Origin of the sequence: Methylobacterium mesophilicum, assembly GCF_036441335.1 — a bacterium.
Classification (GTDB): domain Bacteria; phylum Pseudomonadota; class Alphaproteobacteria; order Rhizobiales; family Beijerinckiaceae; genus Methylobacterium; species Methylobacterium mesophilicum_B.
Map to the genome: position 1 here is coordinate 1 of NZ_MLBW01000013.1, position 25,590 is coordinate 25,590.

A 25,590-nucleotide genomic window follows, 5' to 3' on the forward strand; every position below is an offset into this window, starting at 1 on the left:
GGGCCAGCTACGCCGGCCTCTGCGCCGGCTGCCACGGCGGGGCGGGGGAGGGGATCCCCCACGTCTCGGTGCCCCTGCGGAGCAACGCCGCGATGCGGGTCGCGGGCGCGGGCGGCCTCCTGCGGGCGATCCTGGTCGGGCTCCCGGCGCAGCGCTTCCCGGGCAACGAGCGGATGGAGGCCATGCCGCCCTTCGCCGCCCTGATCGACGACGCGGCGCTCGCCGACCTCGCGACCTGGATGCGGGCCGAGTGGGGCGGGCAGGGTCGGGCGGTCACGCCGGACGAGGTCGCGCGCCAGCGCGCGGGTTTGCGGGCCGACGCTTCGCACTGAAGGCGGCCGGGAGGAGGGGGTGGACATGATAATGGCTTGTCGGATCGCGGCCGCGCTGCTGCCGCTCGGGATGACTTGCGCGGCGGGGGCGCAGGACCTCGGGACGGCCTCCTCGGCGCCGGTGGCGCCCGAGGCCACGACGGTGGTGGAGGACGGCCCGTTCTTCCTCTTCGCCGACACCCAGATCAGCTACCGCTACCAGTTCCCCGCCGTCTCGCCCGGAATCCAGATCCAGCGCCCCGACGGCAGCTTCGTCTCCCGCGCGGCGCCCAAGCACATCCTGAACATCTCCCACGCCGATGCCTGGGCCTACGGGACGAACTTCTTCTCCCTCGACATCCTCAAGTCCGGGTCCCAGTTCCCGGCCGGCACCACCAACGCGCCGGGCTCCGTCGCCGCCCCGTTCTTCGCCGATTACGGCAACACCGAAGCCTACGGGCTGTATCGCGGCACGCTGAGCCTCAACGCGCTCACGGGCACGAAGGCCTTCACCGTTCCCGGCCTCGTCAAGGAGGTGTCGCTCGCCTTCGGCTTCGACGCCAACGCCCAGAACGACGCCTTCGGCTCGAAGAAGCGCGACATCGTCGGCGGCCTGAACTTCGCCTTCGACGTGCCGGCGGGCTTTCTCAACCTGTCCGTGCAAGCCTACAAGGAGTGGAACCGGAACGGGTTCAATCTCCAGCCGGACCGCGACCAGAGCTTCGACACGGTCCCGGAATTCGAGCTGGTCTACAACTTTCCCCTGACCTTCACGGGGCTGCCGCTCAGCCTCGTCGGCTTCAACAACATCGTGCTGCCGAAGGGACGGGGCGTGAGCAACCCGGCCGCCTACGCCTTCAACCCGCCCCGCGGGCTCGAAGTCCTGTCGCGCACCAACCTCGTGCTCGATCTCGGCAAACTCGTCTACGATCGGCCCAACCGGGTCGATGTCTTCGTCGGGTTCCAGTACTGGCACAACAAGTTCGGGAATGTCGAGACCGCGACCTTCAAGGGCACCGAGGAGAAGAGCGTCCTCGCCGGCGTCGCGTTCCACGTCTTCTGATGCCGTTTCGGTCGATCAGATCGGTTCCGCCGTCTCTGCGAGCCGGCTGCACCGACCGAAGCGTCGCGCCGCGCGGGGGATGATCGGGTCGGACGCCGGGTTCACATTGTCGGGACAGTCCGTTGACAGTTCCGAACCGCTCCTGACGATCCCCGCCCATGATTTCCCTGGAAAGCATCCGCATCTTCCTGCGCTCGGCGGAGACGGGGAGCTTCTCGGCCGCCGGCCGCTCGCTGCGGCTGTCCCCGTCGGTGGTGAGCTACCGGATCCAGACCCTGGAGGAGCATCTCGGCTGCCTGCTGCTGACCCGGACGACGCGGCGCATGAGCCTCACGGAGGCCGGCCGGATCTTCTACGACCGCTGCCTCGACATCACCGCGGCGGTCGAGCAGGCGGAGAAGAGCGTCGAGACCGCGGGCGCGGTGCCCCGCGGGGTGCTGAAGGTGACGGCCCCGCTCGGTCTCGGCCGCCGGGTCGTCGCGCCGCTCGTGCCGCGCTTCCGCGCCCGCCACGGCGAGACCGATGTCCGCCTGCGCCTGTCGGAGCACCTCCTCGACCTCGTGCAGGAGGCGGTCGACGTCGCGGTCCGCCTGTCGCAGATGCGCGATTCCACCTTCACCCTGCGCAAGGTCGCGGAGATCGAGCGGGTCCTGTGCGCGGCACCGGCCTACCTGGCCGAGCACCCCGCGCCCGCCGAGCCGGCGGACCTGCTGCAGCACGATTGCCTGCTGCTGCGCTATCCCGGCGCCGAGCAGTTCCGCTGGACCCTGGTCGACGGCCAGGAGACCGTGACCCTGCCGGTCACGGGGCACATCGACGCCGACGACGGCGACACGCTCACCGCCTGGGCGCTGGCCGGCGAGGGCATCGTCCTGAAGCCGCTGTTCGAGGTCGCGGCGCATCTCGCCGAGGGCCGGCTCGTGAAGGTCCTTGAGCACACCCCGCCGACCAGCGTGACGCTCGGCCTGCTCTACCCGTCCCGCAAGATGCTGTCGGCCCGGACCAAGACCTTCGTCGACATGACGCACGAGGCGCTGCGCCAGCACGTGAGCGAGCAGCTCGCCCTGGTCGGCGGCCGGGCCGCCTGACGCCGGCGCGTCAGGCCGCGACGAGGGCCTCCAGGCGCAGGTCGGCGATCCGTCCGACCTGCCGCAGGGCCTCGGCCCGCTCGGTCTCCGGCGGGTTGCCGATCCGCTGCTCCAGGCGGGCGAGGATCGCGTCGCGGTCGAGGCCCCGGACCGCGATGATGAACGGGAAGCCGAAGCGCTCGGCGTAGGCCCGGTTGAGCTCCTGCAGCCGCGCCACCGCGGGGGAGGGGCCGCCCAGCAATCCGCTTCCGGCCTGCTCGCGGCTGGAATGCGCGGTGAGCGCGCCGCGCTGGGCGGCCGGCCCGGCGAGTTCGGGATGGGCCCGCAGCAGGGCGAGCTGGCGGACCCGGTCGGCGCCGGCCACCGTCGCCTCCATCGCCGCGTGCAGGTCCGCGCGCGCCGCGAAGGGCCCGCGGTCGAAGGCCGCCTCGGGGACCCAGGGGGAATGCTCGTAGACCTCGGCGAGGAGGTCCACGAAGGCGTCGCGCGCGAGCGCGTTGAGCGCGGCGATGGTGATCACGGGCCTGTCCTCTCCGGGGTCGGTCCCGCCGCCGAAGCGGCGGCGGGATGGTGGGCCGCCCAGTGCCGGGCGATGTCGATCCGCCGGGTCACCCAGACGTCGGGACGGGCCAGGACGTGGTCGAGGAACCGGGCGAGGGCCGGCAGGCGGGCGGGACGTCCGACGAGGCGGCAATGCAGCCCGATGGACAGCATCTTCGGAGCGCTCGCCCCCTCCTCGTAGAGGCAGTCGAAGGCGTCGCGCAGGTGCGCGAAGAACTGCTCGCCCGACGGGAAGCCGCCGGGGATCGAGAAGCGCATGTCGTTGGTGTCGAGGGTGTAGGGCACCACGAGGTGGTCCCGGCCGGCGACGCGGACCCAGTAGGGCAGGTCGTCGGCGTAGCTGTCCGAATCGTAGAGGAAGCCGCCCTGCTCGACCACGAGCCGCCGCGTGTTCGGGCTGTCGCGGCCGGTGTACCAGCCGAGCGGCGTCTCGCCGGTCAGGCTCCGGATCGTCTCGACCGCGCGGGCGAGGTGCTCCCGCTCGATCGCCTCCGGGACGTCCTGGTAGGGCAGCCAGCGCCAGCCGTGGCCGGCGATCTCGTGGCCGTCGCGGAGAAAGGCCTCCACGGCGGCCGGGTTGCGGGCGAGCGCCTGCGCGACGCCGAAGACCGTGAGAGGCACGCCGCGCTCGCGGAACAGGCGCAGGATCCGCCAGACGCCCGCGCGCGCGCCGTACTCGTAGAGGCTCTCCATGCTCATGTGCCGCGCGGGGAAGGGCGTGGCCCCGGCGATCTCGGAGAGGAAGATCTCGGCGTGGGGGTCGCCGTCGAGGACGGAGCGCTCGCCGCCCTCCTCGTAGTTCAGCACGAACTGGACGGCGACGCGGGCACCGCCGGGCCAGCGGACGTCGGGCGGCGCCGCGCCGTAGCCGACGAAGTCGCGCGGGGGGCCGTCTGTATCCGGTGCGGTCACGGGCGGGATCCTGCGTTGGCGCGGAAGCGGGGGCCGACGGTTATCGCGCGGCGAGCCAGCGGGCGAGCGCCGCGCGCTCCTCGGGCTGCATGTCGGTGATGTTGTTCGGCGGCATCGCGTGGGTCAGGACGGCCTGCAGGCGGATGGCCGGCGCGAAGCGCGCCACGTGCTCGGGGCTGTCGAGGAGCACGCCCTTGGGCGGGCTCGTCAGGTCCGGCCACAGGGGCTCGGCGGCGTGGCACATGGCGCAGCGCGTCCCGACCACGGCCATCACGGCGTCGTCGGCCGCGGGGCCCTCGAGGGCACCCGTCCCGGCCGCCGCGAGGCTGATCGCCGGGGCCGAGGCCGNCCAGCAGCGGCGCGTCGGACCGCCGGTCGCGGTACGGCAGGGCGGTGACGCGCCCCGCGGCGGCGCGGCGCCAGGGCTCGAGCCTGTCCGCGTAGTCGTAGCGCCGGGACGCGCCCTCGGAGCGCAGGAAGCCCCGGAAGGTGCGGCCCTCGGCCACGACCTGCGCCCGCAGGGCGTAGGCCGAGGCCAGCTGCTCGGCCTGCGGCTTGACCACCAGCACCGCCTCCAGGGCGAAGCCGCGGCGCGCGAACAGGTCGGACAGGATCTCGGGAACGCGCCAGAGCGGGCGCTGGACGGAGAAGTCCTCGTAGGAGAGCAGGACCGTGTCGGCCGGCGTGGCGGCGAGGATCGCGTCGAGGCGCGCGAGGGCCTGCCGGCGCTCCGCGGCGCCGCGGCGCCGGTCCAGCGCCTGCCCGAGCCGGTAGTGATTGACGTCGTCGCCCCCGGGGGCGCCCGGCGGGGCGAGGTTCGGGTAGCAGATCCCGACCGCGGCGAGGTGGGGGCGCAGGCGGGCCAGCACCTCCTGGAACGCGGTGGAGCCGGTTCGGGGCATCCCGATGTGAACGATCGCGCGGCGCACGTGTCCTGTCGACCCTGCTGGAATTCGCGATTGCGGCAAGTTTTCCGCCCAGCCGGACACAGTCCACGACCCCTCGTGAACGCGTACGTCTCGGGAAAAGCGCCAAACGAATCCGTAATCACGGTCCGATCACGGGAGCGCGACCAGAAATAGCCAAGCTCCGTTTCTGCTCTATTTCGGACTGCCGGCGTCATCCCCGGGCCGGGGCGCGGCGGGTGCCCGGGAGAGACAGCGCCGTGCGGCGACCCTCGAGCGCCGGACAACAGCGGCGCGATGCTGGGGCCGCTTCCGATCGTGTTGCAACGGTTGGGAAGGACGACGACCCCGGTCGAGACATCCGCGCCATGCCCCCTCTCCCGTGCGGGAGAGGGTCAGGGTGAGGGACAAGACGCTTCGAGGTCGAGCGAGCCATCAGGGCGCGACCGGAGTGTGCCTCGTCCGGCACGGGCTCGACGCGCCACCGCCTCGCCTTGATCGGGCGCGGCGCTAGGGCCCGGCATCCTCGCGCCGGAGCAGGAACACGCCCTGCGCGCCGAACAGGTTCCAGACCCACCAGGGCATGGAGAACCGCATCGGCCGGCCGCGGGCGTCCAGCGCGGTCGCGTGCTCGATCCGGGCGCCGATCAGGCGGCACAGGCCGACGAAGTCGCGGATCGTGCAGTGGTGGATGTTGGGCGTCTCCCACCACGCGTCCGGCATGATCTCGGTGACCGGCATCCGCCCGCGGAACGCCAGCTCGGAGCGCACGCGCCAGTGCCCGAAATTCGGGAACGAGATGATCACCTGCCGGCCGATGCGCAGCAGGTGCTCCAGCACCACCCGGGGATTGCGGGTCGCCTGGATGGTCTGGGACAGGACCACCACGTCGAAGGCGCCGTCCGGGTAGTTGGCGAGGTCGGTGTCGGCGTCGCCCTGGATCACCGACAGGCCCCGGGCGAGGCAGGCGTTCACGCCCTCCCGGGACAGCTCGATCCCGCGCCCGTCGATGCCGCGGCGGTCGCGCAGCAGCGCCAGCAGCGAGCCGTCGCCGCAGCCGATGTCGAGGACCCGGGCGCCGGCCGGGACGAGGCCGAGCACGACGAGGTGGTCGACGCGGGCGCCGCCGCCCTCGGCCGCGTGGGGGAGGGCGTCCGCGCCCTCCCAGGGGGCACCGTGCCGGACCTTGCCCAGAGCGATCTTGCCCGAAGAGATCTCGCCCGAAGAGATCTTCCCCGAAGAGATCTTGCCCATGGGCGGCTTGCCGAAGGTCATCTTGCCGGACCCGCCGCTCGCCATCCGCGTCACAGCCCGCGCGCCCGGGCGGCGGCGTCGATGAAGCCGCGCGCCGCGGAGAACATCGCCGGCTCGTCGAGCAGGAAGGCGTCGTGGCCCTTGTCGCTCTCGACCTCCACGAAGGCCACGGGCGCCGCGGCCGCGTTGAGCGCGTGCACGATCGCGCGCGAGTCGCGGGTCGGGAACAGCCAGTCGGAGGTGAACGAGATCACGCAGAAGCGGGTCTTGGTGCCCCGGAAGGCGTTGGCGAGCACGCCGCCGTGGTCCTCGGCGAGGTCGAAATAGTCCATCGCCCGGGTCAGGTAGAGGTAGGCGTTGGCGTCGAACCGCTCGACGAAGCTCAGGCCCTGGTGGCGCAGGTAGCTCTCGATCTGGAAATCGGCGTTGAACGAGAAGGTCGGCGCCGTGCCGCCCTGGAAGCGCCGGCCGAACTTCCGGTGCAGGGCCGGCTCGGACAGGTAGGTGATGTGCGCGCCCATCCGGGCGACGCCGAGCCCCTTGGCGGGGCGCGTGCCCGCCTCGAGGTAGCGCCCGTCCGCCCAGGCGGGATCGGCCATTATCGCCTGACGGCCGACCTCGTGGAAGGCGATGTTCTGCGCCGAGTGGCGGGCGCCGGTGGCGATCGGCATCGCGGCGAAGACGCGCTCGGGATAGAGCGCCGCCCATTGCAGCACCTGCATCCCGCCCATCGAGCCGCCGATGCACAGGAACAGGTCCCGGATCCCGAGATGCTCCAGCAGCATCGCCTGCGCCCGGACCATGTCGCGGATCGTGACCAGCGGGAAGTTCAGCCCGTAGGGCCGCCCCGTCGCCGGGTCGATCGAGGCCGGGCCGGTGGAGCCCATGCACGAGCCGATGACGTTCGAGCAGACGACGAAGTAGCGGTCGGTGTCGATCGGCTTGCCGGGGCCGACCAGCGTCTCCCACCAGCCGGGCTTGCCGGTCACCGGATGGGTGTGGGCGAAGTACTGGTCACCGGTGAGCGCGTGGCAGATCAGGACGGCGTTCGAGCGCGCGGCGTTGAGCGTGCCGGCGGTCTGGTAGGCGATCTGGAAGGGCGCGAGCTCGACGCCCGCGTCGGTGAGCAGCGGCGTGTCGGCGGCGAAGCGCGCCACCGGGCTCCTCGGGTCGAGCGCCTGCGAGCGCTCGGACGCGCGCCGCGCCGGCTCGTCGATCGGGTCAGGCCTCAGGGCCGTGTCCGTTTGGGTGTCCATGGCGGGTCTTGACGACCGTGTATCGGTTCGGATCCGAACCGGGAGAGCACGGGATCGCCTGACGCGCCGCACTCGCCCGACGCGGCCAGCCCCGCCGAGGTAATGCGCGGGGCGCCGAGCGTCAACGCGCGTGCGGGCTCCGGCCCTCCGACGCGCCCCGGGTCTCGGAGCCCGGACGATCCCGCGCGTCGGGGGCGGCCCCGAAGAGACGCCGCCGCCCGAACCGCCAAGCGGCCTCGATCGCGTCGATCACGAGGAAGAAAACGATATCCGCTACGATGCTCATCTCGAGGCTCCGCCGTTCGAGATGGACCTCTACGATCGGCGCCCGGCGCCCGAGGTGCCGCGGAACACGGGCCCCGGCGCCCGTCCACGGCCGATCGGGCGGGGTCCGACACCCGGCACCTCACTCACGCGATCGGCGCGGCCATCACGGCGAGCCCCAGGGCGGGCAGGCCGAGCGCGAGGGCGGCCCGGACGTCGAGCCGGTCCGCGCCGACGCCCGCCCGCCAGTGCCGGCTCGCCGCGCTCTCGATCAGGATGCCGGTGAGCACGAGCCCGCAGCCGATCAGGGCCTGCATCGATACCATGGAACCCTCGCCCCGCCAGTCGCGCCGCCGGGCGCGGGCCCGGACGCCGCTGTGAAAGTCCGTCCGGCGTCCGGCGGTTCCTCAGAACATGGCGGCCGCGCAGGCCGCGAAGACCAGGGCGGCGCCGGCGGCCGTGATGCAGCCATTGGCCCACGGGGCCGCCTCGACACGGCGCAGGCGGCAATCCGCGGCGACCGACACGAGGATCCCGATCAGGAAGAGGCTGCAGGGGATCAGGTCACCGGGCATCGTCGATCCATCCAGGGGCTGCGGGGCGGGGCACGCCCGACGCGCCCCTGTTCTCCCGGTTCAACAGGCCGAAACGTGGCGAGTGCCCCGCGGCATTTGCGCGTCGCCGTTTTGCCGCGGCGCCCCGGATGGATCGCGCTGTTTGAGGCCCGCCGCTCAGGGCCTGCCGCTCAGGGCCTGGCCGAGGCCGGCCGGGTGTCGAAATCCTCCGGGCCGAGATCGAGGAGGTCGTTGGGGGTCTCGGTCCGGTCGTAGGCCTGGCTCGCCGCGGCCTCGATCACCGCCTGATTGCGGGCGAACAGCTCCAGGGGGGCGAGGTCGGCGCCGCCGCCGAACTGCTGGCGCAGCACGGGAACCGGGACCTCGACCGCGATCACCCGCTGGCCGTTGGTCATGGCGAAGCGGATCAGCGAGTCGTCGGCGGGGAGGATGTGGGCGCCGCCGTCCAGGTAGCGTTCGAGGGGCATGCGGAGATCCTTCGTGTCGGGCGCCTGTCGGCGGAGCGCCGGCATACAGGCACGACTCCGTGGGGCCGGACAAGTCGCCCCGGCAGGGTCGGGCCGGCCCCACGGGCGGCGGCCCCGGGTTCACCGGCCGGCGAAATGCTGTAGACGGGCGCGGAACCGACCGAACCCCGCCCATCCCGAGTCGCACCGCTATGTCCGCCCCCCGACCCGCCCGTCCGGAACCGCGTCCCGGCGTCCTGGCGATCGACACCTACGTGCCCGGCAAGAGCGGGCGGCCCGGCGGCGGCAAGGTCTACAAGCTGTCCTCCAACGAGACGCCCCTCGGCCCGAGCCCGGCGGCTTTGGCCGCGCTCCACGCGGCGACCGCCAAGCTGGAGACCTACCCGGACGGTCGCGCGACCGCCCTGCGCACCGCCATCGCGCGGCGCTACGGGCTCGATCCCGAGCGGATCGTCTGCGGCGCGGGCTCGGACGAGCTCCTGTCGCTGCTGGCCTACGCGTATGGCGGGCCGGGCACCGAGGGGATCTACTCGGAGCACGGATTCCTCGTCTACCGGATCGCCATCCTGGCCTCGGGCGGCGAGCCCGTGGTCGCGCCCGAGCGCGATCTGACCGTCGACGTCGACGCGATCCTGGCCCGGGTCACCGACCGGACCCGGATCGTCTACGTCACGAACCCCAACAACCCGACCGGCACCTACCTGCCCTTCGACGAGATCCGCCGCCTTCACGCCGGCCTGCCGCCGCACGTGCTGCTGGTGATCGACGGCGCCTACGCCGAGTACGTCCGGGCGAACGACTACTCGGCCGGGCTCGAGCTGGCCCTCGAGGCCGAGAACGTCGTGATGACCCGCACCTTCTCGAAGATCCACGGGCTGGCCGCCGTGCGGATCGGCTGGATGGTCGCGCCGGCGCACGTGGCGGACGCGGTCAACCGGATCCGCGGCCCGTTCAACGTCTCGGGCCCGGCGATCGCCGCGGGCTCGGCCGCCATCGCCGACGAGGCCCACATGGCGGCGGCCGCCGCCCACAATTCCGAGTGGCTGCCGAAGCTCACCGAGGGTGCCCGCGCGCTCGGCCTGGCGGTCACGCCGAGCGTCGCGAACTTCCTGCTGATCCACTTCCCCGACGCGCCGGGCCGCTCGGCCGAGGACGCGGACGCGTTCCTGACCGAGCGCGGCCTGATCACCCGGCGGGTCACGGCCTACGGCCTGCCCAACGCCCTGCGGGTGACGGTGGCGGGCGCCGAGGCCAACACGGCGTTCCTGGCGGCGCTCGGCGACTTCGTGCGGGGCCAGCATGGCTGAGACCCTCAAGGCCGCGGCACCCGTCGTCGGCCGCCTCGCCATCGTCGGCCTCGGGCTGATCGGCTCGTCGATCGCCCGGGCGGCGCGCCGCTACGGCCTCGCCCGGACCATCGTGGCGGTGGACCGCGACGCGGCCGTGCGCGCCCGGGTGCGCGACCTCGGCATCGCCGACGTCGTCACGGGCGACCCGGCGGAGGGCGCGGCCGGCACCGACCTCGTCATCCTGTGCGTGCCGGTGGGCGCCATCGGGGCGGCGGCGGCCGAGATGGCGCCGCACCTCAAGCCCGGCACGATCGTGTCGGATGTCGGCTCGGTGAAGGGCGCCGTTGTGGCGGCGGTCCGGCCGCACCTGCCCGACGGCGTCGCGCTGGTCCCCGGGCACCCGATCGCCGGGACCGAGTTCTCGGGACCGGACGCGGGCTTCGCGACCCTGTTCCAGGGCCGCTGGTGCATCCTGACCCCGCCCGAGGGCACCGACCCGGCGGCGATCGAGACCGTCCGCGCCCTGTGGACGGGGATGGGCGCCGACGTCGAGACGATGAGCGCCGAGCACCACGACCACGTGCTCGCCATCACCAGCCACCTGCCGCACCTGATCGCCTACAACATCGTGGGCACCGCCGCCGACCTCGAATCGGCGACGCAGTCGGAGGTGATCAAGTTCTCGGCGAGCGGGTTCCGCGACTTCACCCGCATCGCGGCGTCCGACCCGACCATGTGGCGCGACATCTTCCTCAACAACCGCGAGGCGGTGCTGGAGATGCTCGGCCGGTTCAACGAGGATCTCTCGGCGCTCGCCAAGGCGGTGCGCTGGGGCGACGGCGACGCGCTCCACGCGATGTTCACCCGCACCCGGGCGATCCGGCGCAGCATCGTGGCGCAGGGCCAGGAGACCGCGGCCCCGGATTTCGGCCGGCCGCGGCCGCCGGAGGCATAGGGACCGCCGGCGCTCACGCCGGCGGGCGGTTGACCAGCACGGGCTGCGCCGCCGTCCGCTCCGGGAACAGGGCGCGCAGGGCCTCGAGCTTCGGCGCGTCGTTGGCGGCGATGTACGGGTGCCCGGGGTGCTGGGCCATGAAGTCCTGGTGGTAGGCTTCGGCCGGATAGAAGGTCGCCCCCGGCTCGATCCGGGTGGCCACGGGCCGCGCGTAGGTCTTGGCCGCGTCGAGCTGGGCGATGTAGGCCCGCGCCACCCGCGCCTGCTCGGCATCCTGCGGGAACAGGGCCGAGCGGTATTGCCGCCCGGTATCGGGGCCCTGGCGGTCCAGCTGGGTGGGATCGAGCGCCACCGAGAAGAAGATCCGCAGCAGCTCGTCGTAGCGGATCACCGCGGGATCGTAGGTGACCGCCACGGCCTCGGCATGGCCGGTCCCGCCGCCGCTGACCGTCCGGTAATCGGCCTCCGCACGGGTGCCGCCGGCGTAGCCCGACACGGCGCCGCTCACCCCGCGCACGTGCTGGAACACCCCCTGCACGCCCCAGAAGCAGCCGCCGGCGAAGATTGCGACGTGCGAGCCCGGCTCCTCGGCCGAGTGGGTCGCGGGCTCCGGCAGACGACGGGGCGCCTCCTCGGCCAGCGCCGACAGTCGCGGCAGCAGGAGTGCGGTCGCGAGGCCGAGCCCGAGGGCTGCCCCGAGGAGGGGGCGGATCGTGTCGCGCAGAGCCATGCTGTCCTCCTACGGGATGCTGACAGCCCGTTCGCGCCGGCGCCCGATCCGGTTACGCGCGCGGCTGGCCGCATTGCGGTGGCGGCCGCATGGGTCTAGGCACCCCGCAAATCATCGACTCGCCCGCAGGACCCGTCCCGTGACCATCGCCCCCGAGCCCAACTCCTTCCGCACCGGCCCCGACGAGCGCGGCCGCTTCGGCATCTTCGGCGGCCGCTTCGTCGCCGAGACGCTGATGCCGCTGATCCTCGAGCTGGAGGCGGCCTACGAGACGGCCAAGCAGGACCCGACCTTCCAGGCCGAGATGGAGAGCTACGGCACCCATTATATCGGCCGGCCGAGCCCGCTCTACTACGCCGAGCGCCTCACCGAGCACCTGCGCGCCAAGGCGCCGGCCGGGCAGGGCGCCAAGGTCTATTTCAAGCGCGAGGAGCTGAACCATACCGGCTCCCACAAGGTGAACAACGTGCTGGGCCAGATCCTGCTGGCCCGCCGCATGGGCAAGCCGCGGATCATCGCCGAGACCGGCGCCGGCCAGCACGGCGTCGCCACCGCGACGCTCTGCGCGCGCTTCGGCCTCAAGTGCGTCGTCTACATGGGCGCGGTCGACGTCGCCCGTCAGGCCCCCAACGTCTTCCGCATGAAGATGCTCGGCGCCGAGGTGATCCCGGTGGAATCCGGCACCAAGACCCTCAAGGACGCCATGAACGAGGCGCTGCGCGACTGGGTCACCAACGTCGCCGACACGTTCTACTGCATCGGCACGGTGGCGGGCCCGCACCCGTACCCGGCCATGGTCCGCGACTTCCAGTCGGTGATCGGCCGCGAGACCCGCGAGCAGATGATCGCCCAGGAAGGCCGGATCCCGGATTCCCTCGTCGCCTGCATCGGCGGCGGCTCGAACGCCATGGGGCTGTTCCACCCGTTCCTGGACGACCGCGAGGTCGAGATCTTCGGCGTCGAGGCCGCGGGCCACGGCGTCCAGTCGGGCCTGCACGCGGCCTCGCTGACCGGCGGCAAGCCGGGCGTGCTGCACGGCAACCGCACCTACCTGCTGATGGACGGGGACGGCCAGATCGCCGACGCGCACTCGATCTCGGCGGGCCTCGACTACCCGGGCATCGGCCCCGAGCACGCGTGGCTGCACGAGATGGGCCGGGTCACCTACCTGTCGGCGACCGATTCCGAGACCCTGGAGGCGTTCAAGCTCTGCTCGATGCTGGAGGGGATCATCCCGGCCCTGGAGCCGGCCCACGCCCTGTCCAAGATCCTGGAGCTCGCGCCGCAGCGCCCGGCCGAGCACCTCATGGTGCTCAACATGTCGGGCCGCGGCGACAAGGACATCCCGCAGGTGGCCGAGATCTTCGGCACGAAGATCTGAGGGCGCGCGGCGGCGGTCCTCCGCCCGCCGCGCCCCGCCTGCCCCGCGCGGACCGTCGGCCTCAGGCGGTCTCGATGTCCGTGAGCGGGAAGTCGTTGCCCTTGTAGAGCAGCGGGACGCCGTGGGCGCGGGCACAGGCGTAGGCGAAGCAGTCGCCGAAGTTCAGGCCGGCCGGGTGCCGGCCCTTGCCGAAGCGGTCGTAGGCGTCCAGCGCGCCCGCTTCGGCCTCCGGCGGGACGGCCAGGATCTCGATGCCGGCGAGGTCGAGATAGGCGCGCACCGCCTCGCGGGCGGCCGGGACCGGGAGATCGAGGTGGCGCGCCACGGCCACGCCGGTTTCCCAGACTGCCAGGGGCGACGTCACGCGGCGCAGCGCCCGCTGAAGCCGGGCCGTCAGGGCGGCCGCATCCGTCTCGTCGGTGAGGATCGCCGTGAGGGCCGACGCATCCACGAACATCGGGTCCCGCCTCAGGTGCGCTCGTACAGACCGTCGATGAACGCCGCGTCGGCGGGCTTCCGGTCCGGGCCGGCACGCTCGTGCAGGGCACGGACGAAGTCGGCCGTCCGCGCGACGAGATCGGGCCTGTTCGTCTGGCGGGCGATCTCGTTCTGAAGCGCGCGGCGCACCGCGTCGGTCTTGCTCGTGCCCAGCAGCGCCGTGAGCTGGGCCGCGAGCGCGTCGACCTGCGGATCCTTGACGTAGAGCGGCATGCGCGGACCCCTGGGATATCCCGCACAGCGCTAATTTATATCCTCGGACGCCGCAAGACGGAGCGGGCCGGAGCGGTTCGCGGGGCCGCGGCCTCGCCGCACGCTCACCGCACGGTCACCTGATCCTTGATCTTCTCGTAGACCGACCGGCTGAGCACGCGCTTCGACAGCAGCTGCTCCACCGACGTGTAGGGCCGCTTGGCGACGATCGCCCGGCCGATGGCGCCCCCGCCGCGCAGGTGATTGAGATCCGCCACCGAGGCGGTGTTGAGATCGAGGATGGCCAGGGCCCGGGGACCGGCGCCGTCCTCCGCCCGGTCGACCTCGGCCTGACCGGCCGCCTCCTGCGCCGACGGCTCGGGCTGCGCCTCCCGCGGGAGCGGCTCGGCGGGGAAGGCCGTCGCGTCGGAGGGCATCCGCGCCGGCGCCTGTCGCCGCTCATCGGCCCGTCGTGGTCTTGAGCAGCAGGATGTCGATGTCGCGCCGGGGCATGTAATCCGTCGCGACGCTCTCGAAGGTCGTGGGCCCGTCTTGCGGACGCCGGTGCCGCAGAACGACACGAGCGTCGCGGGATCCCCCTTGTCGACGGTCAGCGTGAACGTGCCGATCGGCCCGGCCCAGTTGCCGCCGGAGGTGATCACGTAGGACAGGTACTGCTCGAAGGCCTGGATCCCCCGTCCGCCCGCCGCCTCGATCCTGCGGGCAAGCCCCTGGGCCGCCGGTGTTTCCGGAGCGGACGCGGGCGGAGTCGCCGGTCCGGGCGCGGGGCTCGGCAGCAGGGCCTGCACCACCGCCGCGAGGATGCCGGCAATGATGAGGAGAACCGAAACTCTGAGGATTGCAGGACCGCTGAGCACGCACCACTCGACGAGGATTAAAACTATATGCATCTACAGTTAATGATATCCTTGCACGTCGTCCAATCCACGCCCGAAACCCGGCGGGTCATCCCCAGGGTATGAGCGGGCCCGCACCGCGGCCGGGGGCGGGACTGCGTCGGCAGCTGGGTGAGCGATTCGGCAAGCGCCTGGGCGAGCGCGTCGGCGCGCTGCGCCACCTGCCGACCCTGTTCCGGGAGATCGCCGCCGCGAGCCCGCGCCTGCTGGCGGCGAGCCTGTCGCTGCGCCTCGTGGCGGCCTGCCTGCCGGTCCTGACCCTCTACCTCGCCAAGCTGATCCTCGACGGGATCGTGGCCGAGCACGCCCGGCCGGCGCCGGAGGCGGGGCTCGCGGCGTGGCTCGCCGATCCCGGCCGGGCGCGGCTCGCCGGCCTCGTCGCCGCCGAGTTCGGCCTCGCCCTGCTCTCGGACCTGACCGGCCGGCTCTCGAGCCTCGTCGAGACCCTGATCGGCGACCTCTACGCCAACGCGGCCTCCCTGCGGCTGATGGCGCACGCCGCCGAGCTCGACCTTGCGCAGTTCGAGGACAGCGCCCAGCAGGACCGGCTGGAGCGGGCCCGCCGGCAGGTCAGCGGCCGCACCGGCCTGATCGGCACGGTGTTCGGCCAGCTCCAGGGCCTCCTGACCCTCGCGACCCTGGCGGTCGGGGTCGCGGCCTTCACACCCTGGCTCGTGGTGCTGATCGCCGCCGCCCTGATCCCGGCGGTGCTCAACGAGTGGCACTTCACCAAGGCCGGCTACCGCCTCGCCTGGATCCGCAGCCCCGAGCGGCGGCGGATCGACTACCTGCGCTACCTCGGCGCCAGCGTCGAGACCGCCAAGGAGATCAAGCTCTTCGGCCTCGCGGGCTACGTCACCGGGCTCTACGCCGCGGTGGCGGGGCGGCTGCTCGCCGAGAATCGCGGCCTCGCGGTCGCCCGGGCCGGCTGGGGCTTCGCCTTCGCGAGCCTCGGGACGCTCGCCTACTACGCCGCCTACGCGGTGATCGTCTGGCGGACGGTGGCGGGCGCCTTCTCGGTGGGCGACCTCGCCTTCCTGGCCGGCGCGTTCCAGCGCCTGCGCGGCGGCCTGGAGGGGCTGCTCCTCGGGCTGACCCAGATCACCGGCCAGGCGCAGTATCTCGAGGATTTCTACGCCTTCTTCGCGATCCGGCCGCAGATCCGCTCGCCCGCCCGGCCCGTGCCGGTGCCGAGCCCGATCCGGGAGGGGCTGGTCTTCGAGGGGGTCGGCTACCGCTATCCCGGCACGCAGACTTTCGCGCTGCGCGACCTCTCCTTCGCGGTCCGGGCCGGGGAGACGGTGGCGCTGGTCGGCGGCAACGGCGCCGGCAAGACCACGATCGTCAAGCTGATGACCCGCCTGTACGACCCGCACGAGGGCCGCGTGCTCCTCGACGGCGTGCCGCTCGCCGCCTACGACCTCGACGACCTGCGGGCGCGGATCGGGGCGATCTTCCAGGACTTCGTCCGCTTCGACCTCACCGCCGGGGAGAACGTCGCGGTCGGCCGGATCGCGGCCGCCGACGACGCGGACCGCATCGCGGCCGCGGCGGCCCGGGGGCTCGCGGCCCCGGTGATCGAGCGCCTGCCCGCGGGCTACGCCCAGCCGCTGGGCAAGCGCTTCGCCGGCGGCCTCGACCTCTCCGGGGGCGAGTGGCAGAAGGTCGCGCTGTCCCGGGCCTACATGCGCGAGGCCGAGATCCTGATCCTGGACGAGCCGACCGCCGCCCTCGACGCCCGGGCCGAGCACGACGTCTTCGCGCGGTTCCGGGAACTGTCGGCCGGGCGGACGACGGTGCTGATCTCGCACCGCTTCTCCACCGTGCGCATGGCCGACCGCATCCTCGTCCTGGAGGGCGGCCGGGTCCTGGAGGAGGGCAGCCACGCCGCCCTCATGGCGCGGGGCGGCCGCTACGCCGAGCTGTTCGCCCTCCAGGCCGAGGGCTACCGGTAGGCCGGCCGGCGCGTCGCCGGGGCGGCCCAAGCATTGCCCGATTCCCTGAGCCTGCTATCTGCGGCGGACCGAACCGGGGTTGTCCATGCGCCTGCGCCTCTTCCCACTGCTGACGGCCGGCCTTCTCGTCTGCGCCGGGCCCGCCCGCGCGGCCCCGCCCGCCGGGCCCGAACCGGACGCCAAGCCGCCGGCCCCGGCGCCCGGGATCGTGCTCGCCAACCACCGCGCGGTCTACGACCTGTCGCTGGCCGAGGGCGGCGGCACCCGCTCGGTGGAGAGCGCCCGCGGGCGCATCGTCATCGATTTCCGGGGCGACGCCTGCCGCGGCTACACGATGCAGACCCGCCAGGTGACGGAGCTGTCCTCCGGCGAGACCGGCGCGCGCCTGTCCGACATGCGCAGCACCACCTTCGAGGGCGGGCAGGGGCGCGAGTTCCGGTTCAAGACGACGACGCTCACCAACAACAAGCCCGCCGCCCCCGTGGACGGGACCGCCTCCGAGCAGGGCGACGCCCTGACGGTGAAGCTGAAGGGCGGCCCGAAGCCGTTCACCGTGGAGGGGCCGGTCCTGTTCCCGAGCGAGCACATGCGCCGCCTGATCGAGGCGGCGCGGGCCGGCCAGTCGACCCTCGCGGTCAAGGTCTACGACGGCTCGGACGACGGCCGGAAGGTCTACGACACCTTCGCGGTGATCGGCCACGCCGCGACCGCCCCGGCCTCCGACTCGACCCGCGACAAGCCCCTGCGCGACGGGTCGCTGGCCGCCATGCCGCACTGGCCGGTGCGCCTCAGCTACTACACCGAGGGCGCCGGGGAGCGCACGCCGATCTACACCCTCGGCTTCGACCTCTACGAGAACGGCGTCAGCGGCGCCCTCAAGCTCGATTACGGCGACTTCGCCATCCTGGGCGACATGACCGCCCTCGACATCGACGCCAAGGCCGGGCGGGCCGACCGGGAGGCGGGGAAGGGCTGCACGCCCTGAGGGCGCGCCTCACGCCCACGCGTCGTCCGGCCGCGGCGACAGCGCCTGCCAGGCCGCGGCGATCCGCTCCGGCTTGATCCCGAGGCCGTTCGCGCAGGCGACGAGCACGTTCTCGTCGCCCATCACGTGGTCGAGGACGCCCACCAGGAAGGCGGGCTCCCGGGCGCTCGCGCGGAGCGTGTCGGGGCTCAGGCCGCTCGCCGCCAGGAAGGGCAAGAGACGGTCGTCGTCCCCAGCGATCCACAACAGAACGTCGAGGGCGAGCCGTTCGGCCGACTCATGCCCTTGAAGAGGTTTGCCATTCATCAACATGTGAACGCTACAAAGGTGACGGAGGGGCTTCACGGCCCGCTAATCATGATCGGCGCGCACCGGGACAACGGATCATGAAGAAAACGGTGCTGATCGTCGAGGACAACGAGTTGAACATGAAGCTGTTCAACGATCTCCTGGAGGCGAACGGCTACGCGACGCTCAAGACCGCCCACGGCATCGAGGCGATCGAGCTGGCGCGCGCCCATCACCCCGACCTGATCCTCATGGACATCCAGCTCCCCGAGGTCTCCGGCCTCGAGGTGACGAAATGGCTCAAGGAGGACGACGACCTCAAGAGCATCCCGGTGATCGCCATCACGGCCTTCGCCATGAAGGGCGACGAGGAGCGGATCCGCGAGGGCGGCTGCGAGGCCTACCTGTCGAAGCCGATCTCGGTCGCGAAGTTTTTGGCAACGGTTCGGGCCTATCTTGAACCGCGTTGACGCCGGCGAGGCGCGCCGTTGAACCGGTCCCCCGGCCGCGCCGGGCCGGGGGACCGGTTCAACCGTCCGTCCCGTCGTGTCCGTCCCGGCCCCTGGGGCCGCCCGGCGGCGCGCACCCAAGGCACACGGCGCCCGGTCCGGGCCGCTCACCCGCGCCCTGACGAGGAAGCATGTCGGCCCGTGTCCTGATCGTCGACGATCTGTTCCCGAACGTCAGGCTTCTGGAGACGAAGCTCGGCCTGGAATATTTCGACACGCTCGCGGCCATGAACGGCCGGGACGCGATCGCGATCTGCGAGAAGGGCCTCTGCGACCTCGTCCTGCTCGACGTGATGATGCCCGGCATGGACGGGTTCGAGGTCTGCCGGCACCTCAAGAACAACCCGCTCACGGCCCACATCCCGGTGGTGATGGTCACGGCCCTCGACCAGCCCGCGGACCGCCTGCGCGGCCTCGATGCCGGGGCCGACGACTTCCTGACCAAGCCGGTGGACGACACCGCCCTGTTCACGCGGGTGCGCAGCCTCGTGCGGCTCAAGGCCGTGACGGACGAGCTGCGCCAGCGCGCCCTCGCGTCGCGCGAGTTCGGCATCGGCGATCCCCTGGCGCTCGCCACGGCCGAGAGCGGCCTCGACGCCCGGATCCTGCTGATCGAGGACCGGCCCGGCTCGGCCGAGCGCCTCGCCGGCGCCCTGCGCCAGCACCACGTGGTCACGGTCGAGCCCGACCCGCAGGCGGCCCTGCGCCGCGCCGCCGATGAGCCCTTCGACCTCGCCCTCGTGAGCCTCGACCTCACCGGCTTCGACGGCCTGCGCCTGTGCAGCCAGCTCCGGTCCCTCGACCGGACCCGGGCGATGCCGCTGATCATGCTCGCCGAGGCGTACGACCGCGCCCGGGTTGTCCGCGGCCTCGATTTCGGCGTGCACGACTTCCTGATGCGGCCGGTCGACCGCAACGAGCTGATGGCCCGGGTCCGCACCCAGGTGAAGCGCAAGCGCTTCACCGACGCGCTCCGGGGCGCGATGCAGGCCTCGCTGCAGATGGCGGTGACCGACGCCCTCACCGGCCTGCACAACCGGCGCTACCTCGACAACCACCTCGGCACGCTGTTCGGCGACGAGGCCGCCCGCCGGGCGAGCCTCGCGGCCCTGATCCTCGACATCGACCACTTCAAGGGTATCAACGACAGCTTCGGCCACGAGGCCGGCGACGAGGTGCTGCGCGGTTTCGCCGAGCGGGTCCGCCAGCACACGCGCCCCATCGACATCGTGGCGCGCTACGGCGGCGAGGAGGTGGTGGTGATCCTGCCGGAGGCGGGACTGGTCGAGGCGCAGGGCATCGCCGAGCGCATCCGCGAGCGCGTCGAGGCGGTGCCGTTCACCGTGCAGCGGGCCACCCGGCCCGTGTCGGTGACGGTCTCGATCGGCGTCGCCGTGCGCCGCGGCGAGGATCTCGGCCCCGCCGACATGCTCCGGCGCGCCGACCTCGCCCTCTACCGGGCCAAGGCGGCCGGGCGGAACCGGGTCGAGTCGCAGGCGGCCTGACAGGCGCCCCCCGCGTCAATCCGCGCGCCCGCGCGCGCGGATGAAAAGCCCGGCCTCGCCGTGTTATCGGATTCGGCCGGCCCGTCGAGGCCGGCGGAGCGGCGCGCGGGACCGAACCCATGGACATGCAGGTGCCGGCACGATCCGGCCGCGACGCGAGCGTCCTCGACCACCGCCGCCTGTGCAAGATCGCCTCCTCGCCGCACGCCTATGTCCGCGGCAGCACGGCGCGGTTCTACGAGCTGCTCGCCGGGATGCCGGCCGGCACCCTGCCCGAGGGGCCGCCGGTCTGGATCTGCGGCGACGCGCATCTCGGCAATCTCGGGGCGCTCGCCGGCCCGGACGGCGGGATCGACATCCAGATCCGCGACCTCGACCAGACCGTGGTGGCGAACCCGGCCTTCGACCTCGTCCGGCTCGCGCTCTCCCTGGTCACCGCGGCGCTCAACGCGACCCTGCCGGGCATCGTCACCGCCCGGATGATGGACGCCATGGCGGACGGCTACGCCGACGGGATCGCCGATCCCGAGGGCGCCGAGCGGGGCGTCGACCCGTCCGAGATCGTCGTCACGACGAAGCGGCGGGCGCTCGGCCGGCGCTGGCGCCACCTCTCGCGCGAGCGCCTGAAGGGCAAGGCCGCCCGGCTCCCGCGGGGCCGCCGGTTCTTCGACCTCGACGCCGACGAGCAGGACGCGCTGACGGCGCTGATCCGCGACCCGGAGATCCGACGCCTCGTCCTGGCGCTCGGCAGCGCGGCCGACGACGCCGAGATCCGGCTGCTCGACGCCGCCTACTGGATCAAGGGCTGCAGCTCCCTCGGGCGCCTGCGCTACGCCGCCCTGGTGGAGGTTCTGGGCGGCGACCGCCCGCAGCTCGCCCTCCTCGACGTCAAGGAGGCGGTGCCGCACCTCGCGCCGGCCGCCGCCGGGATCGCGGTGCCGCCCGACCACGCCGCGCGGGTCGTCGCTGGACCATCAGGGCGATCCCGAAGAGGCTCACCGTGCACACGCCCTCGGAGCCGGTCGGCCTGCGGCTCGCCGACCCGTCCGACGACGCGGCCCTGGTGGCGATCATCCGCGCCGAGGCGGCGCGGCGGCCGGCGCTGTTCGCCTGAGCGGCCGCCCGGGGGCGACGTGGCCGGGGCGGCGGCCGGTCGGCTCCCGGGGCGGCCGTCAATGCGCGGCGCGCGACAGGGCAACGATCGCGCCGACGATGACGATCGTCTGGAAGCCGATCGAGCCGATCACCCATTTCATGATGTCGAACTTCGCTTCGGCCAGATCGGTCTTGGTGACGAGGTTCGTCAGATCGGAATCCCGACTCTCGCGGATCGCCGCGGTGATCGCCTCGGCCTGATCCTCGGACAGGCCGGTCGCCCGCAGGCGACGGACGAGGGCGTGCGTGTCGAGAGAGAGGGCCGTCATGGGCGACGTTCACGTGTTCGAGCCGTCCGGGTCGATCGACCGGATCCGGATGGCAGCCTCCGGGAACGTGGCGCCTTCATCCCGCCGGGGCAAGCAGCTCAAAGTCGGGCGTCCGGCGCGGTCACGCGTGTCTGCTCCGCCAGGGAGTCCACCGATCCGCGCACCGGGCCGGCAGGCCGGACCGCAGGCGGGACTGCGCACGAGCACCGCATGTAGCGCCGCGCGGCCCTGCGGCTCGAACGGCGCCGGCAGCGGCGGCGCCGTTCGGCGCCGTCCCGCGACCCCGCCGCGGCGCGCTGTGGATAGCGCGCATCCGCCGGCTCTCCACACCGGAGAACAATCCAGTGTTGCAGCCGGGTCCTTGCGGTAAGGAAGGCGCAAGCTTAACGAGCCTATTGGGTTGGGGAGTGGCACCCGACGCGGCCAGCAAGGCCCGCGGGCGCGCGTAAGACGATCGAGGTTCCCCATGACGGCGCGTCTCGCGACCGCGCGACTGCTGGCGGCGGCGTCCCTGCTGGCCCTGTCGCTCGCCGCCTGCCAGGACGGTTCCGGGATCAACGGCCCGAGCGCGCGCAGCCTCGCGCCGATCGCCCCCCAGACCGTCGCGTTGATGCAGTCCAAGGGGATGCAGCCCTCCGACCCGATCCTGATCCGCACCTTCAAGAAGGAGGCGGAGATGGAGATCTGGAAGCGGGGGAGCGACGGCCGCTACGCCCTCATGAAGACCTACCCGATCTGCCGCTGGTCCGGCCAGCTCGGGCCGAAGACCCGCGAGGGCGACCGGCAGGCGCCCGAGGGCTTCTACACGATCACCCCGGGCCTGATGAACCCGAACTCCTCGTACTACCTCTCGTTCGACACGGGCTTCCCGAACGCCGTCGACCGGGCCAACGGGCGCACCGGCAAGTACCTGATGGTGCACGGCACCTGCTCGTCGGCGGGCTGCTTCGCCATGACCGACGCCACCATCGCGGAGATCTACGCCGTCGCCCGCGACGCGTTCATCGGCGGCCAGCGCAGCTTCCAGTTCCAGTCCTACCCGTTCCGGATGACGGCCGAGAACATGGCCAAGTTCCGCAACGATCCGAACATCGCCTTCTGGCAGAACCTCAAGGAGGGCTCCGACTATTTCGAGGCCCTGCACGAGGAGCCGAAGGTCGGCCAGTGCGGGACCAAGTACGTGTTCGGCGGGGCCGACGCGGCCGCCGGCTCGTGCAGGCCGCGGGTCGACCCGCTGGTGGCCGAGAAGAGCGCGCGCGACACGCACGCCGTCGCCGACCTCGTGGCCAAGGGCACGCCGGCGGTGCGGGTCGTCTACCAGGACGGCGGCCAGAACCCGGTCTTCCGCCCGCAGAACGCCAGCGCCTTCGCGAGCCTCGGCGGCACCGAGACGGTGCTGCCCTACGACGCCAAGGAGTACGGCCGGCACAATCTCGGCGACGTGAGCCGGCCCGAGACCCTGGCGGCCGGCCCGCAGGAGATCGAGCTCACGCCGAAGGGCCAGCCGGTGATGATGGCCGGCGCCGAGCCGGCGGCCGCGACCCGCGCCGCGAAGGCCGGCGGCAAGGGGCACNGCCCAACCTCGGCGACCGGATGGTGGCCGGCCATGTCGGCGGCACGCCCGTCACGGTCCGCGAGCTGCTGCCGCAGGATCTCAAGATCGACGCCGAGCAGTTCTCCCGCGGCGAGGCGGTCCGCGTCTCCCGCCACCTCGCCGCCATCCTGGGGCGGGCCCACGGCCGCCAGATGGGCGCGGCCGACCGCCGGACCTGGATCGACGCTGTGCGGGCGCCGGGTCCGGGCCCCGACGCCCCCGGCTGGCTCTGGTCCGTGGTCACCGACCTGATGGGCGCGCACCAGCGCGGCTACCTGGAGCATTGCCGCCGGATCGCCCGGGAGGAGCTGGACGCGGCCTGACGCCGCCCGGCCCGGACCGGCCGCGGGGCGCTTCCGCCACGACGCCGGTTGACACCATCCCCGCCATCGCCAACACCTCGCGCCCGCCGCCTCTCGCGCGGCGGACCCCGGGAAGACCTGTGATACGATGGCGGTGACGCGCACCTACCTCGACTTCGAGAAGCCGGTGGCCGAGCTGGAGGCCAAGCTCGAGGAACTGCGCGCCGTGAGCGCGCGCGACGGCGCGGTCTCGATCGCCGAGGAGGTCGGCCGGCTCGAGGCCAAGGCCGGCCAGGCGCTCGCCGAGATCTACGCGAACCTCACGCCCTGGCAGAAGACCCAGGTGGCCCGCCACCCGCAGCGGCCGCACTTCGTGGACTATCGCGACGGGCTGATCACCGAGTTCACCCCGCTGGCCGGCGACCGCAGCTTCGGCGAGGACGAGGCGATCCTGGGCGGGTTCGGCCGGTTCCGCGGCCGGCCGGTCCTGGTGCTCGGCCAGGAGAAGGGCGCCACCACGGAGGCGCGGCTGCGCCACAATTTCGGGATGGCCCGGCCCGAGGGCTACCGCAAGGCGGTCCGCCTCATGGAGACCGCCGACCGGTTCGGCTTAGCCGTCATCGCCTTCGTGGACACGGCCGGCGCCTATCCGGGCATCGAGGCGGAGGAGCGCGGCCAGGCCGAGGCCATCGCCCGCTCGACCGAGGCCTGCCTCGCGCTGGGCGTGCCGAACGTCGCCGTGGTGATCGGGGAGGGCGGCTCGGGCGGCGCCATCGCGCTCGCCACCGCCAACCGGGTGCTCATGCTGGAGCACGCGATCTACGGGGTCATCTCGCCGGAGGGCGCCGCCTCGATCCTGTGGCGCGACCAGGGCCGCGCCTCCGACGCCGCCACCGCCATGAAGATCACCGCCCAGGACCTGCTGCGGCTCGGCGTCATCGACGGGATCATCCCGGAGGCCACCGGCGGGGCCCACCGCGACCGCCAGGCGGCGATCCGGGCCGCGGGCGACGCCATCGCCGACGCCCTCGCGCAGTTCGACGGCCTCTCGCCCGTCGAGGTCCGCGACCGGCGCGCGGAGAAGTTCCTGGCGATCGGCCGGACCCTGTGAGCGAGCCCGGGGCGACGGGGGGCCTGTTCGGCGCGCTCGGCCGGCTGCTCGGCCGGCGCGACGCGCGGGAGCCGGGCCGGCACAACCACGTCTCCCTGGGCTGCAATTGCCAGATGGCGCACGTCCTCAAGACGCTCGACCTGCGCCAGTGGTCGGGGCCCCTCGACTGGATCTTCTCCATGCCCGGCATGGCCCGGGACTGCCTCGCCGACGATTTCGCCGCGCTCGTCGACCGGGGCCAGCTGGAGAGCATCCCGGAGGCCGAGCGGCGCGGCCCCGGCATCTGGCGGGGGCGCCACCGCCTCTACCGGGAGCGGCACGGCCTCGAGTGCGTGTTCAACCACCACGACCCGGCGACGAGCGAGGCGGACTACGCCTTCCTCACCGAGGGCGTGCGGCGGCTGCGCCGGGCCCTCGACACGCCGGGCACCGACAACCGCCTCTGGATGATGACCCATCTGCACACGCCCCGGGACGTGGTCGCGGCGATCGACGACCTGCTCGGGCAGCGCGCCAGCCGCAACCACCTGACCTTCGTGCAGCTCGAGACCGGGCATCCGCGCATGGCGGTGGTCGAGGCGCTCGACCTCCGGCCGACCCTGCGCTGGCTCACCGTGCACACGCCCTCGGAGCCGGTCGGCCTGCGGCTCGCCGACCCGTCCGACGACGCGGCCCTGGTGGCGATCATCCGCGCCGAGGCGGCGCGGCGGCCGGCNACCACGGCGGCGCTGCCCGACAAGCCCGCCCGGATCGCGGTCGCCGACGCGGACGGCGATCCGAGCAGCTACCAGAAGCTGTTCGGCCAGCTCTTCGCCAAGGACAAGCCGGCCCCGGCGGCGCCCMCGACCSCCGCGGTCGACGCGGCGGTCGTGCCCGCGGCGGTGCCGGAGCCCGTGAAGCTCGCCCACGCCGCCGAGACGGTCGCGCCGAAGGCCGCCAAGGGCCGCGCGGTGAAGACCGCCAAGGTCGAGGGCAAGGGCGAGGGCAAGAGCGAGGGCAAGGGCGAGTCGAAGGGCGCGTCGAAGGCGGAGAAGCCCGCCCTGCGGAAGGGCGAGCCCGAGGGCCGGAAGCCCTGACGGCTCAGACCAGCGGCCGGTCGCGGTTCATGAGCCACAGGGCGTGGACCGTGCCGGGCAGCCAGCCGAGGATCCACAGCAGGATGTTCAGCAGGAACTGCAGGCCGAAGCCCGTGGTGACGAGCACGGCGATCGGCGGGAAGAAGATCGCGAGCAGGATGCGGACGAGGCTGGACACGGGGACTCCGGGCGTGAGGTCGGCACGTCCCGGCTCCAACGAAAC

28 protein-coding genes and 1 pseudogene are annotated in these 25,590 nt (G+C 72.8%); 14 read left to right on the forward strand and 15 right to left on the reverse strand.

All coding sequences use genetic code 11. The features are described 5' to 3' along the window. From MMR14E_RS09245 to MMR14E_RS09255, 3 genes are all read left to right on the forward strand, one after another. Positions 1-332, forward strand: a 332-nt coding sequence (locus tag MMR14E_RS09245) for a c-type cytochrome (RefSeq protein ID WP_331313817.1), incomplete at its 5' end; no start/stop codon positions are given. Between the two features lie 25 nt (positions 333-357). After that, the gene (locus MMR14E_RS09250; protein ID WP_331313818.1) at positions 358-1,374 is read left to right on the forward strand and encodes a hypothetical protein; all 1,017 of its coding nucleotides are present in this window, start codon (positions 358-360) and stop codon (positions 1,372-1,374) included. Between the two features lie 158 nt (positions 1,375-1,532). Then, entirely contained in the window at positions 1,533-2,462 is a 930-nt protein-coding gene (locus MMR14E_RS09255; RefSeq protein ID WP_331313819.1) for a LysR family transcriptional regulator, read from the forward strand. Positions 2,463-2,472: 10 nt separating this feature from the next. Here MMR14E_RS09255 and uraD read toward each other — a convergent pair whose 3' ends face one another. The 9 genes from uraD to MMR14E_RS09300 all read right to left on the reverse strand — a co-directional run bounded on the left by uraD (position 2,473) and on the right by MMR14E_RS09300 (position 8,656). Further along, positions 2,473-2,982, reverse strand: coding sequence for a 2-oxo-4-hydroxy-4-carboxy-5-ureidoimidazoline decarboxylase (gene uraD, locus MMR14E_RS09260; protein WP_331313820.1), 510 nt, complete (start codon positions 2,980-2,982; stop codon positions 2,473-2,475). Then, positions 2,979-3,935, reverse strand: coding sequence for an allantoinase PuuE (puuE, locus tag MMR14E_RS09265; RefSeq protein WP_331313821.1), 957 nt, complete (start codon positions 3,933-3,935; stop codon positions 2,979-2,981). The genes uraD and puuE overlap by 4 nt, the downstream gene beginning before the upstream one ends. A gap of 40 nt (positions 3,936-3,975) precedes the next feature. After that, entirely contained in the window at positions 3,976-4,206 is a 231-nt protein-coding gene (locus MMR14E_RS09270) for a hypothetical protein (RefSeq protein ID WP_331313822.1), read from the reverse strand. A gap of 1,144 nt (positions 4,207-5,350) precedes the next feature. Beyond that, complete coding sequence (metW, locus tag MMR14E_RS09275) at positions 5,351-6,139, reverse strand: methionine biosynthesis protein MetW (RefSeq protein ID WP_331313823.1); 789 nt, start codon at positions 6,137-6,139, stop codon at positions 5,351-5,353. Between the two features lie 5 nt (positions 6,140-6,144). Further along, complete coding sequence (gene metX / locus MMR14E_RS09280) at positions 6,145-7,350, reverse strand: homoserine O-acetyltransferase MetX (protein WP_020095220.1); 1,206 nt, start codon at positions 7,348-7,350, stop codon at positions 6,145-6,147. A gap of 121 nt (positions 7,351-7,471) precedes the next feature. Beyond that, complete coding sequence (locus MMR14E_RS09285; protein WP_331313824.1) at positions 7,472-7,636, reverse strand: hypothetical protein; 165 nt, start codon at positions 7,634-7,636, stop codon at positions 7,472-7,474. A gap of 124 nt (positions 7,637-7,760) precedes the next feature. Beyond that, the gene (locus MMR14E_RS09290; protein WP_331313825.1) at positions 7,761-7,940 is read right to left on the reverse strand and encodes a hypothetical protein; all 180 of its coding nucleotides are present in this window, start codon (positions 7,938-7,940) and stop codon (positions 7,761-7,763) included. A gap of 81 nt (positions 7,941-8,021) precedes the next feature. Beyond that, on the reverse strand, positions 8,022-8,189 hold the full coding sequence (locus MMR14E_RS09295; protein WP_331313826.1) for a hypothetical protein: 168 nt from the start codon (positions 8,187-8,189) through the stop codon (positions 8,022-8,024). Between the two features lie 170 nt (positions 8,190-8,359). After that, positions 8,360-8,656, reverse strand: coding sequence for a hypothetical protein (locus MMR14E_RS09300; RefSeq protein ID WP_331313827.1), 297 nt, complete (start codon positions 8,654-8,656; stop codon positions 8,360-8,362). Positions 8,657-8,847: 191 nt separating this feature from the next. On the opposite strand from MMR14E_RS09300, the gene MMR14E_RS09305 reads away from it, so the two are divergent. Next, positions 8,848-9,963: a histidinol-phosphate transaminase gene (locus MMR14E_RS09305; protein WP_331313828.1), complete on the forward strand. Its 1,116-nt coding sequence runs from the start codon at positions 8,848-8,850 to the stop codon at positions 9,961-9,963. After that, positions 9,956-10,900, forward strand: coding sequence for a prephenate/arogenate dehydrogenase family protein (locus MMR14E_RS09310; RefSeq protein ID WP_331313829.1), 945 nt, complete (start codon positions 9,956-9,958; stop codon positions 10,898-10,900). The genes MMR14E_RS09305 and MMR14E_RS09310 overlap by 8 nt, the downstream gene beginning before the upstream one ends. A 13-nt stretch (positions 10,901-10,913) precedes the next feature. Here the strand turns inward: MMR14E_RS09310 and msrA are convergent, their stop codons facing one another. After that, on the reverse strand, positions 10,914-11,630 hold the full coding sequence (gene msrA / locus MMR14E_RS09315) for a peptide-methionine (S)-S-oxide reductase MsrA (RefSeq protein ID WP_331313830.1): 717 nt from the start codon (positions 11,628-11,630) through the stop codon (positions 10,914-10,916). 139 nt (positions 11,631-11,769) lie between these two features. Here msrA and trpB point away from each other — a divergent pair, with 139 nt between their 5' ends. After that, positions 11,770-13,011: a tryptophan synthase subunit beta gene (gene trpB / locus MMR14E_RS09320; protein ID WP_331313831.1), complete on the forward strand. Its 1,242-nt coding sequence runs from the start codon at positions 11,770-11,772 to the stop codon at positions 13,009-13,011. Positions 13,012-13,072: 61 nt separating this feature from the next. Here the strand turns inward: trpB and MMR14E_RS09325 are convergent, their stop codons facing one another. The 3 genes from MMR14E_RS09325 to MMR14E_RS09335 form a co-directional block, all read right to left on the reverse strand. Next, the gene (locus tag MMR14E_RS09325) at positions 13,073-13,468 is read right to left on the reverse strand and encodes a type II toxin-antitoxin system VapC family toxin (protein WP_331313832.1); all 396 of its coding nucleotides are present in this window, start codon (positions 13,466-13,468) and stop codon (positions 13,073-13,075) included. Positions 13,469-13,479: 11 nt separating this feature from the next. After that, a complete protein-coding gene (locus MMR14E_RS09330; RefSeq protein ID WP_331313833.1) occupies positions 13,480-13,722 on the reverse strand; it encodes a type II toxin-antitoxin system VapB family antitoxin in 243 nt (80 codons plus the stop codon). 104 nt (positions 13,723-13,826) lie between these two features. Continuing rightward, entirely contained in the window at positions 13,827-14,612 is a 786-nt protein-coding gene (locus tag MMR14E_RS09335; protein ID WP_331313834.1) for a DUF4424 family protein, read from the reverse strand. A gap of 68 nt (positions 14,613-14,680) precedes the next feature. Between MMR14E_RS09335 and MMR14E_RS09340 the strand changes: the two genes are divergently transcribed. Both MMR14E_RS09340 and MMR14E_RS09345 read left to right on the forward strand, forming a co-directional pair. Next, on the forward strand, positions 14,681-16,573 hold the full coding sequence (locus MMR14E_RS09340) for an ABC transporter ATP-binding protein (protein ID WP_331313835.1): 1,893 nt from the start codon (positions 14,681-14,683) through the stop codon (positions 16,571-16,573). An 85-nt stretch (positions 16,574-16,658) separates the two neighbouring features. Beyond that, on the forward strand, positions 16,659-17,558 hold the full coding sequence (locus tag MMR14E_RS09345; protein ID WP_331313836.1) for a cell envelope integrity EipB family protein: 900 nt from the start codon (positions 16,659-16,661) through the stop codon (positions 17,556-17,558). Positions 17,559-17,567: 9 nt separating this feature from the next. Here the strand turns inward: MMR14E_RS09345 and MMR14E_RS09350 are convergent, their stop codons facing one another. Continuing rightward, complete coding sequence (locus MMR14E_RS09350; protein WP_307188484.1) at positions 17,568-17,870, reverse strand: DUF3572 domain-containing protein; 303 nt, start codon at positions 17,868-17,870, stop codon at positions 17,568-17,570. 74 nt (positions 17,871-17,944) lie between these two features. On the opposite strand from MMR14E_RS09350, the gene MMR14E_RS09355 reads away from it, so the two are divergent. From MMR14E_RS09355 to MMR14E_RS09380, 6 genes and pseudogenes are all read left to right on the forward strand, one after another. Continuing rightward, a complete protein-coding gene (locus tag MMR14E_RS09355) occupies positions 17,945-18,316 on the forward strand; it encodes a response regulator (RefSeq protein ID WP_007560977.1) in 372 nt (123 codons plus the stop codon). A gap of 170 nt (positions 18,317-18,486) precedes the next feature. Continuing rightward, on the forward strand, positions 18,487-19,860 hold the full coding sequence (locus MMR14E_RS09360) for a PleD family two-component system response regulator (RefSeq protein WP_331313837.1): 1,374 nt from the start codon (positions 18,487-18,489) through the stop codon (positions 19,858-19,860). A 119-nt stretch (positions 19,861-19,979) separates the two neighbouring features. Continuing rightward, entirely contained in the window at positions 19,980-21,500 is a 1,521-nt protein-coding gene (locus tag MMR14E_RS09365) for a DUF2252 family protein (RefSeq protein WP_331313838.1), read from the forward strand. 250 nt (positions 21,501-21,750) lie between these two features. Then, positions 21,751-22,846, forward strand: a pseudogene (locus MMR14E_RS09370) (L,D-transpeptidase family protein); the annotation flags it as partial. A gap of 31 nt (positions 22,847-22,877) precedes the next feature. Further along, positions 22,878-23,201 carry a DUF2252 family protein gene (locus MMR14E_RS09375; RefSeq protein WP_331313839.1) on the forward strand — a complete coding sequence of 108 codons (324 nt, stop codon included), beginning with the start codon at positions 22,878-22,880 and terminating at the stop codon, positions 23,199-23,201. Positions 23,202-23,328: 127 nt separating this feature from the next. Continuing rightward, complete coding sequence (locus MMR14E_RS09380; RefSeq protein WP_331313840.1) at positions 23,329-24,291, forward strand: acetyl-CoA carboxylase carboxyltransferase subunit alpha; 963 nt, start codon at positions 23,329-23,331, stop codon at positions 24,289-24,291. 1,080 nt (positions 24,292-25,371) lie between these two features. Here MMR14E_RS09380 and MMR14E_RS09390 read toward each other — a convergent pair. Next, positions 25,372-25,545 carry a YqaE/Pmp3 family membrane protein gene (locus MMR14E_RS09390; protein ID WP_012318839.1) on the reverse strand — a complete coding sequence of 58 codons (174 nt, stop codon included), beginning with the start codon at positions 25,543-25,545 and terminating at the stop codon, positions 25,372-25,374. Positions 25,546-25,590 lie beyond the last annotated feature (45 nt).

Coding starts and splice junctions, on each gene's coding strand:
- MMR14E_RS09330 (WP_331313833.1), bottom strand. CDS start 13,722: ATGCCGCTCTACGTCAAGGATCCGCAGGTCGACGCGCTCGCGGCCCAG.
- msrA (WP_331313830.1), bottom strand. CDS start 11,630: ATGGCTCTGCGCGACACGATCCGCCCCCTCCTCGGGGCAGCCCTCGGG.
- MMR14E_RS09360 (WP_331313837.1), top strand. CDS start 18,487: ATGTCGGCCCGTGTCCTGATCGTCGACGATCTGTTCCCGAACGTCAGG.
- MMR14E_RS09270 (WP_331313822.1), bottom strand. CDS start 4,206: ATGGCCGTGGTCGGGACGCGCTGCGCCATGTGCCACGCCGCCGAGCCC.
- MMR14E_RS09375 (WP_331313839.1), top strand. CDS start 22,878: ATGGTGGCCGGCCATGTCGGCGGCACGCCCGTCACGGTCCGCGAGCTG.
- metW (WP_331313823.1), bottom strand. CDS start 6,139: ATGGCGAGCGGCGGGTCCGGCAAGATGACCTTCGGCAAGCCGCCCATG.
- MMR14E_RS09350 (WP_307188484.1), bottom strand. CDS start 17,870: ATGTTGATGAATGGCAAACCTCTTCAAGGGCATGAGTCGGCCGAACGG.
- MMR14E_RS09250 (WP_331313818.1), top strand. CDS start 358: ATGATAATGGCTTGTCGGATCGCGGCCGCGCTGCTGCCGCTCGGGATG.
- MMR14E_RS09300 (WP_331313827.1), bottom strand. CDS start 8,656: ATGCCCCTCGAACGCTACCTGGACGGCGGCGCCCACATCCTCCCCGCC.
- MMR14E_RS09335 (WP_331313834.1), bottom strand. CDS start 14,612: ATGCATATAGTTTTAATCCTCGTCGAGTGGTGCGTGCTCAGCGGTCCT.
- MMR14E_RS09305 (WP_331313828.1), top strand. CDS start 8,848: ATGTCCGCCCCCCGACCCGCCCGTCCGGAACCGCGTCCCGGCGTCCTG.
- metX (WP_020095220.1), bottom strand. CDS start 7,350: ATGGACACCCAAACGGACACGGCCCTGAGGCCTGACCCGATCGACGAG.
- MMR14E_RS09345 (WP_331313836.1), top strand. CDS start 16,659: ATGCGCCTGCGCCTCTTCCCACTGCTGACGGCCGGCCTTCTCGTCTGC.
- MMR14E_RS09380 (WP_331313840.1), top strand. CDS start 23,329: ATGGCGGTGACGCGCACCTACCTCGACTTCGAGAAGCCGGTGGCCGAG.
- MMR14E_RS09290 (WP_331313825.1), bottom strand. CDS start 7,940: ATGGTATCGATGCAGGCCCTGATCGGCTGCGGGCTCGTGCTCACCGGC.
- MMR14E_RS09310 (WP_331313829.1), top strand. CDS start 9,956: ATGGCTGAGACCCTCAAGGCCGCGGCACCCGTCGTCGGCCGCCTCGCC.
- MMR14E_RS09340 (WP_331313835.1), top strand. CDS start 14,681: ATGAGCGGGCCCGCACCGCGGCCGGGGGCGGGACTGCGTCGGCAGCTG.
- MMR14E_RS09295 (WP_331313826.1), bottom strand. CDS start 8,189: ATGCCCGGTGACCTGATCCCCTGCAGCCTCTTCCTGATCGGGATCCTC.
- MMR14E_RS09365 (WP_331313838.1), top strand. CDS start 19,980: ATGGACATGCAGGTGCCGGCACGATCCGGCCGCGACGCGAGCGTCCTC.
- MMR14E_RS09285 (WP_331313824.1), bottom strand. CDS start 7,636: ATGAGCATCGTAGCGGATATCGTTTTCTTCCTCGTGATCGACGCGATC.
- MMR14E_RS09355 (WP_007560977.1), top strand. CDS start 17,945: ATGAAGAAAACGGTGCTGATCGTCGAGGACAACGAGTTGAACATGAAG.
- MMR14E_RS09255 (WP_331313819.1), top strand. CDS start 1,533: ATGATTTCCCTGGAAAGCATCCGCATCTTCCTGCGCTCGGCGGAGACG.
- MMR14E_RS09325 (WP_331313832.1), bottom strand. CDS start 13,468: ATGTTCGTGGATGCGTCGGCCCTCACGGCGATCCTCACCGACGAGACG.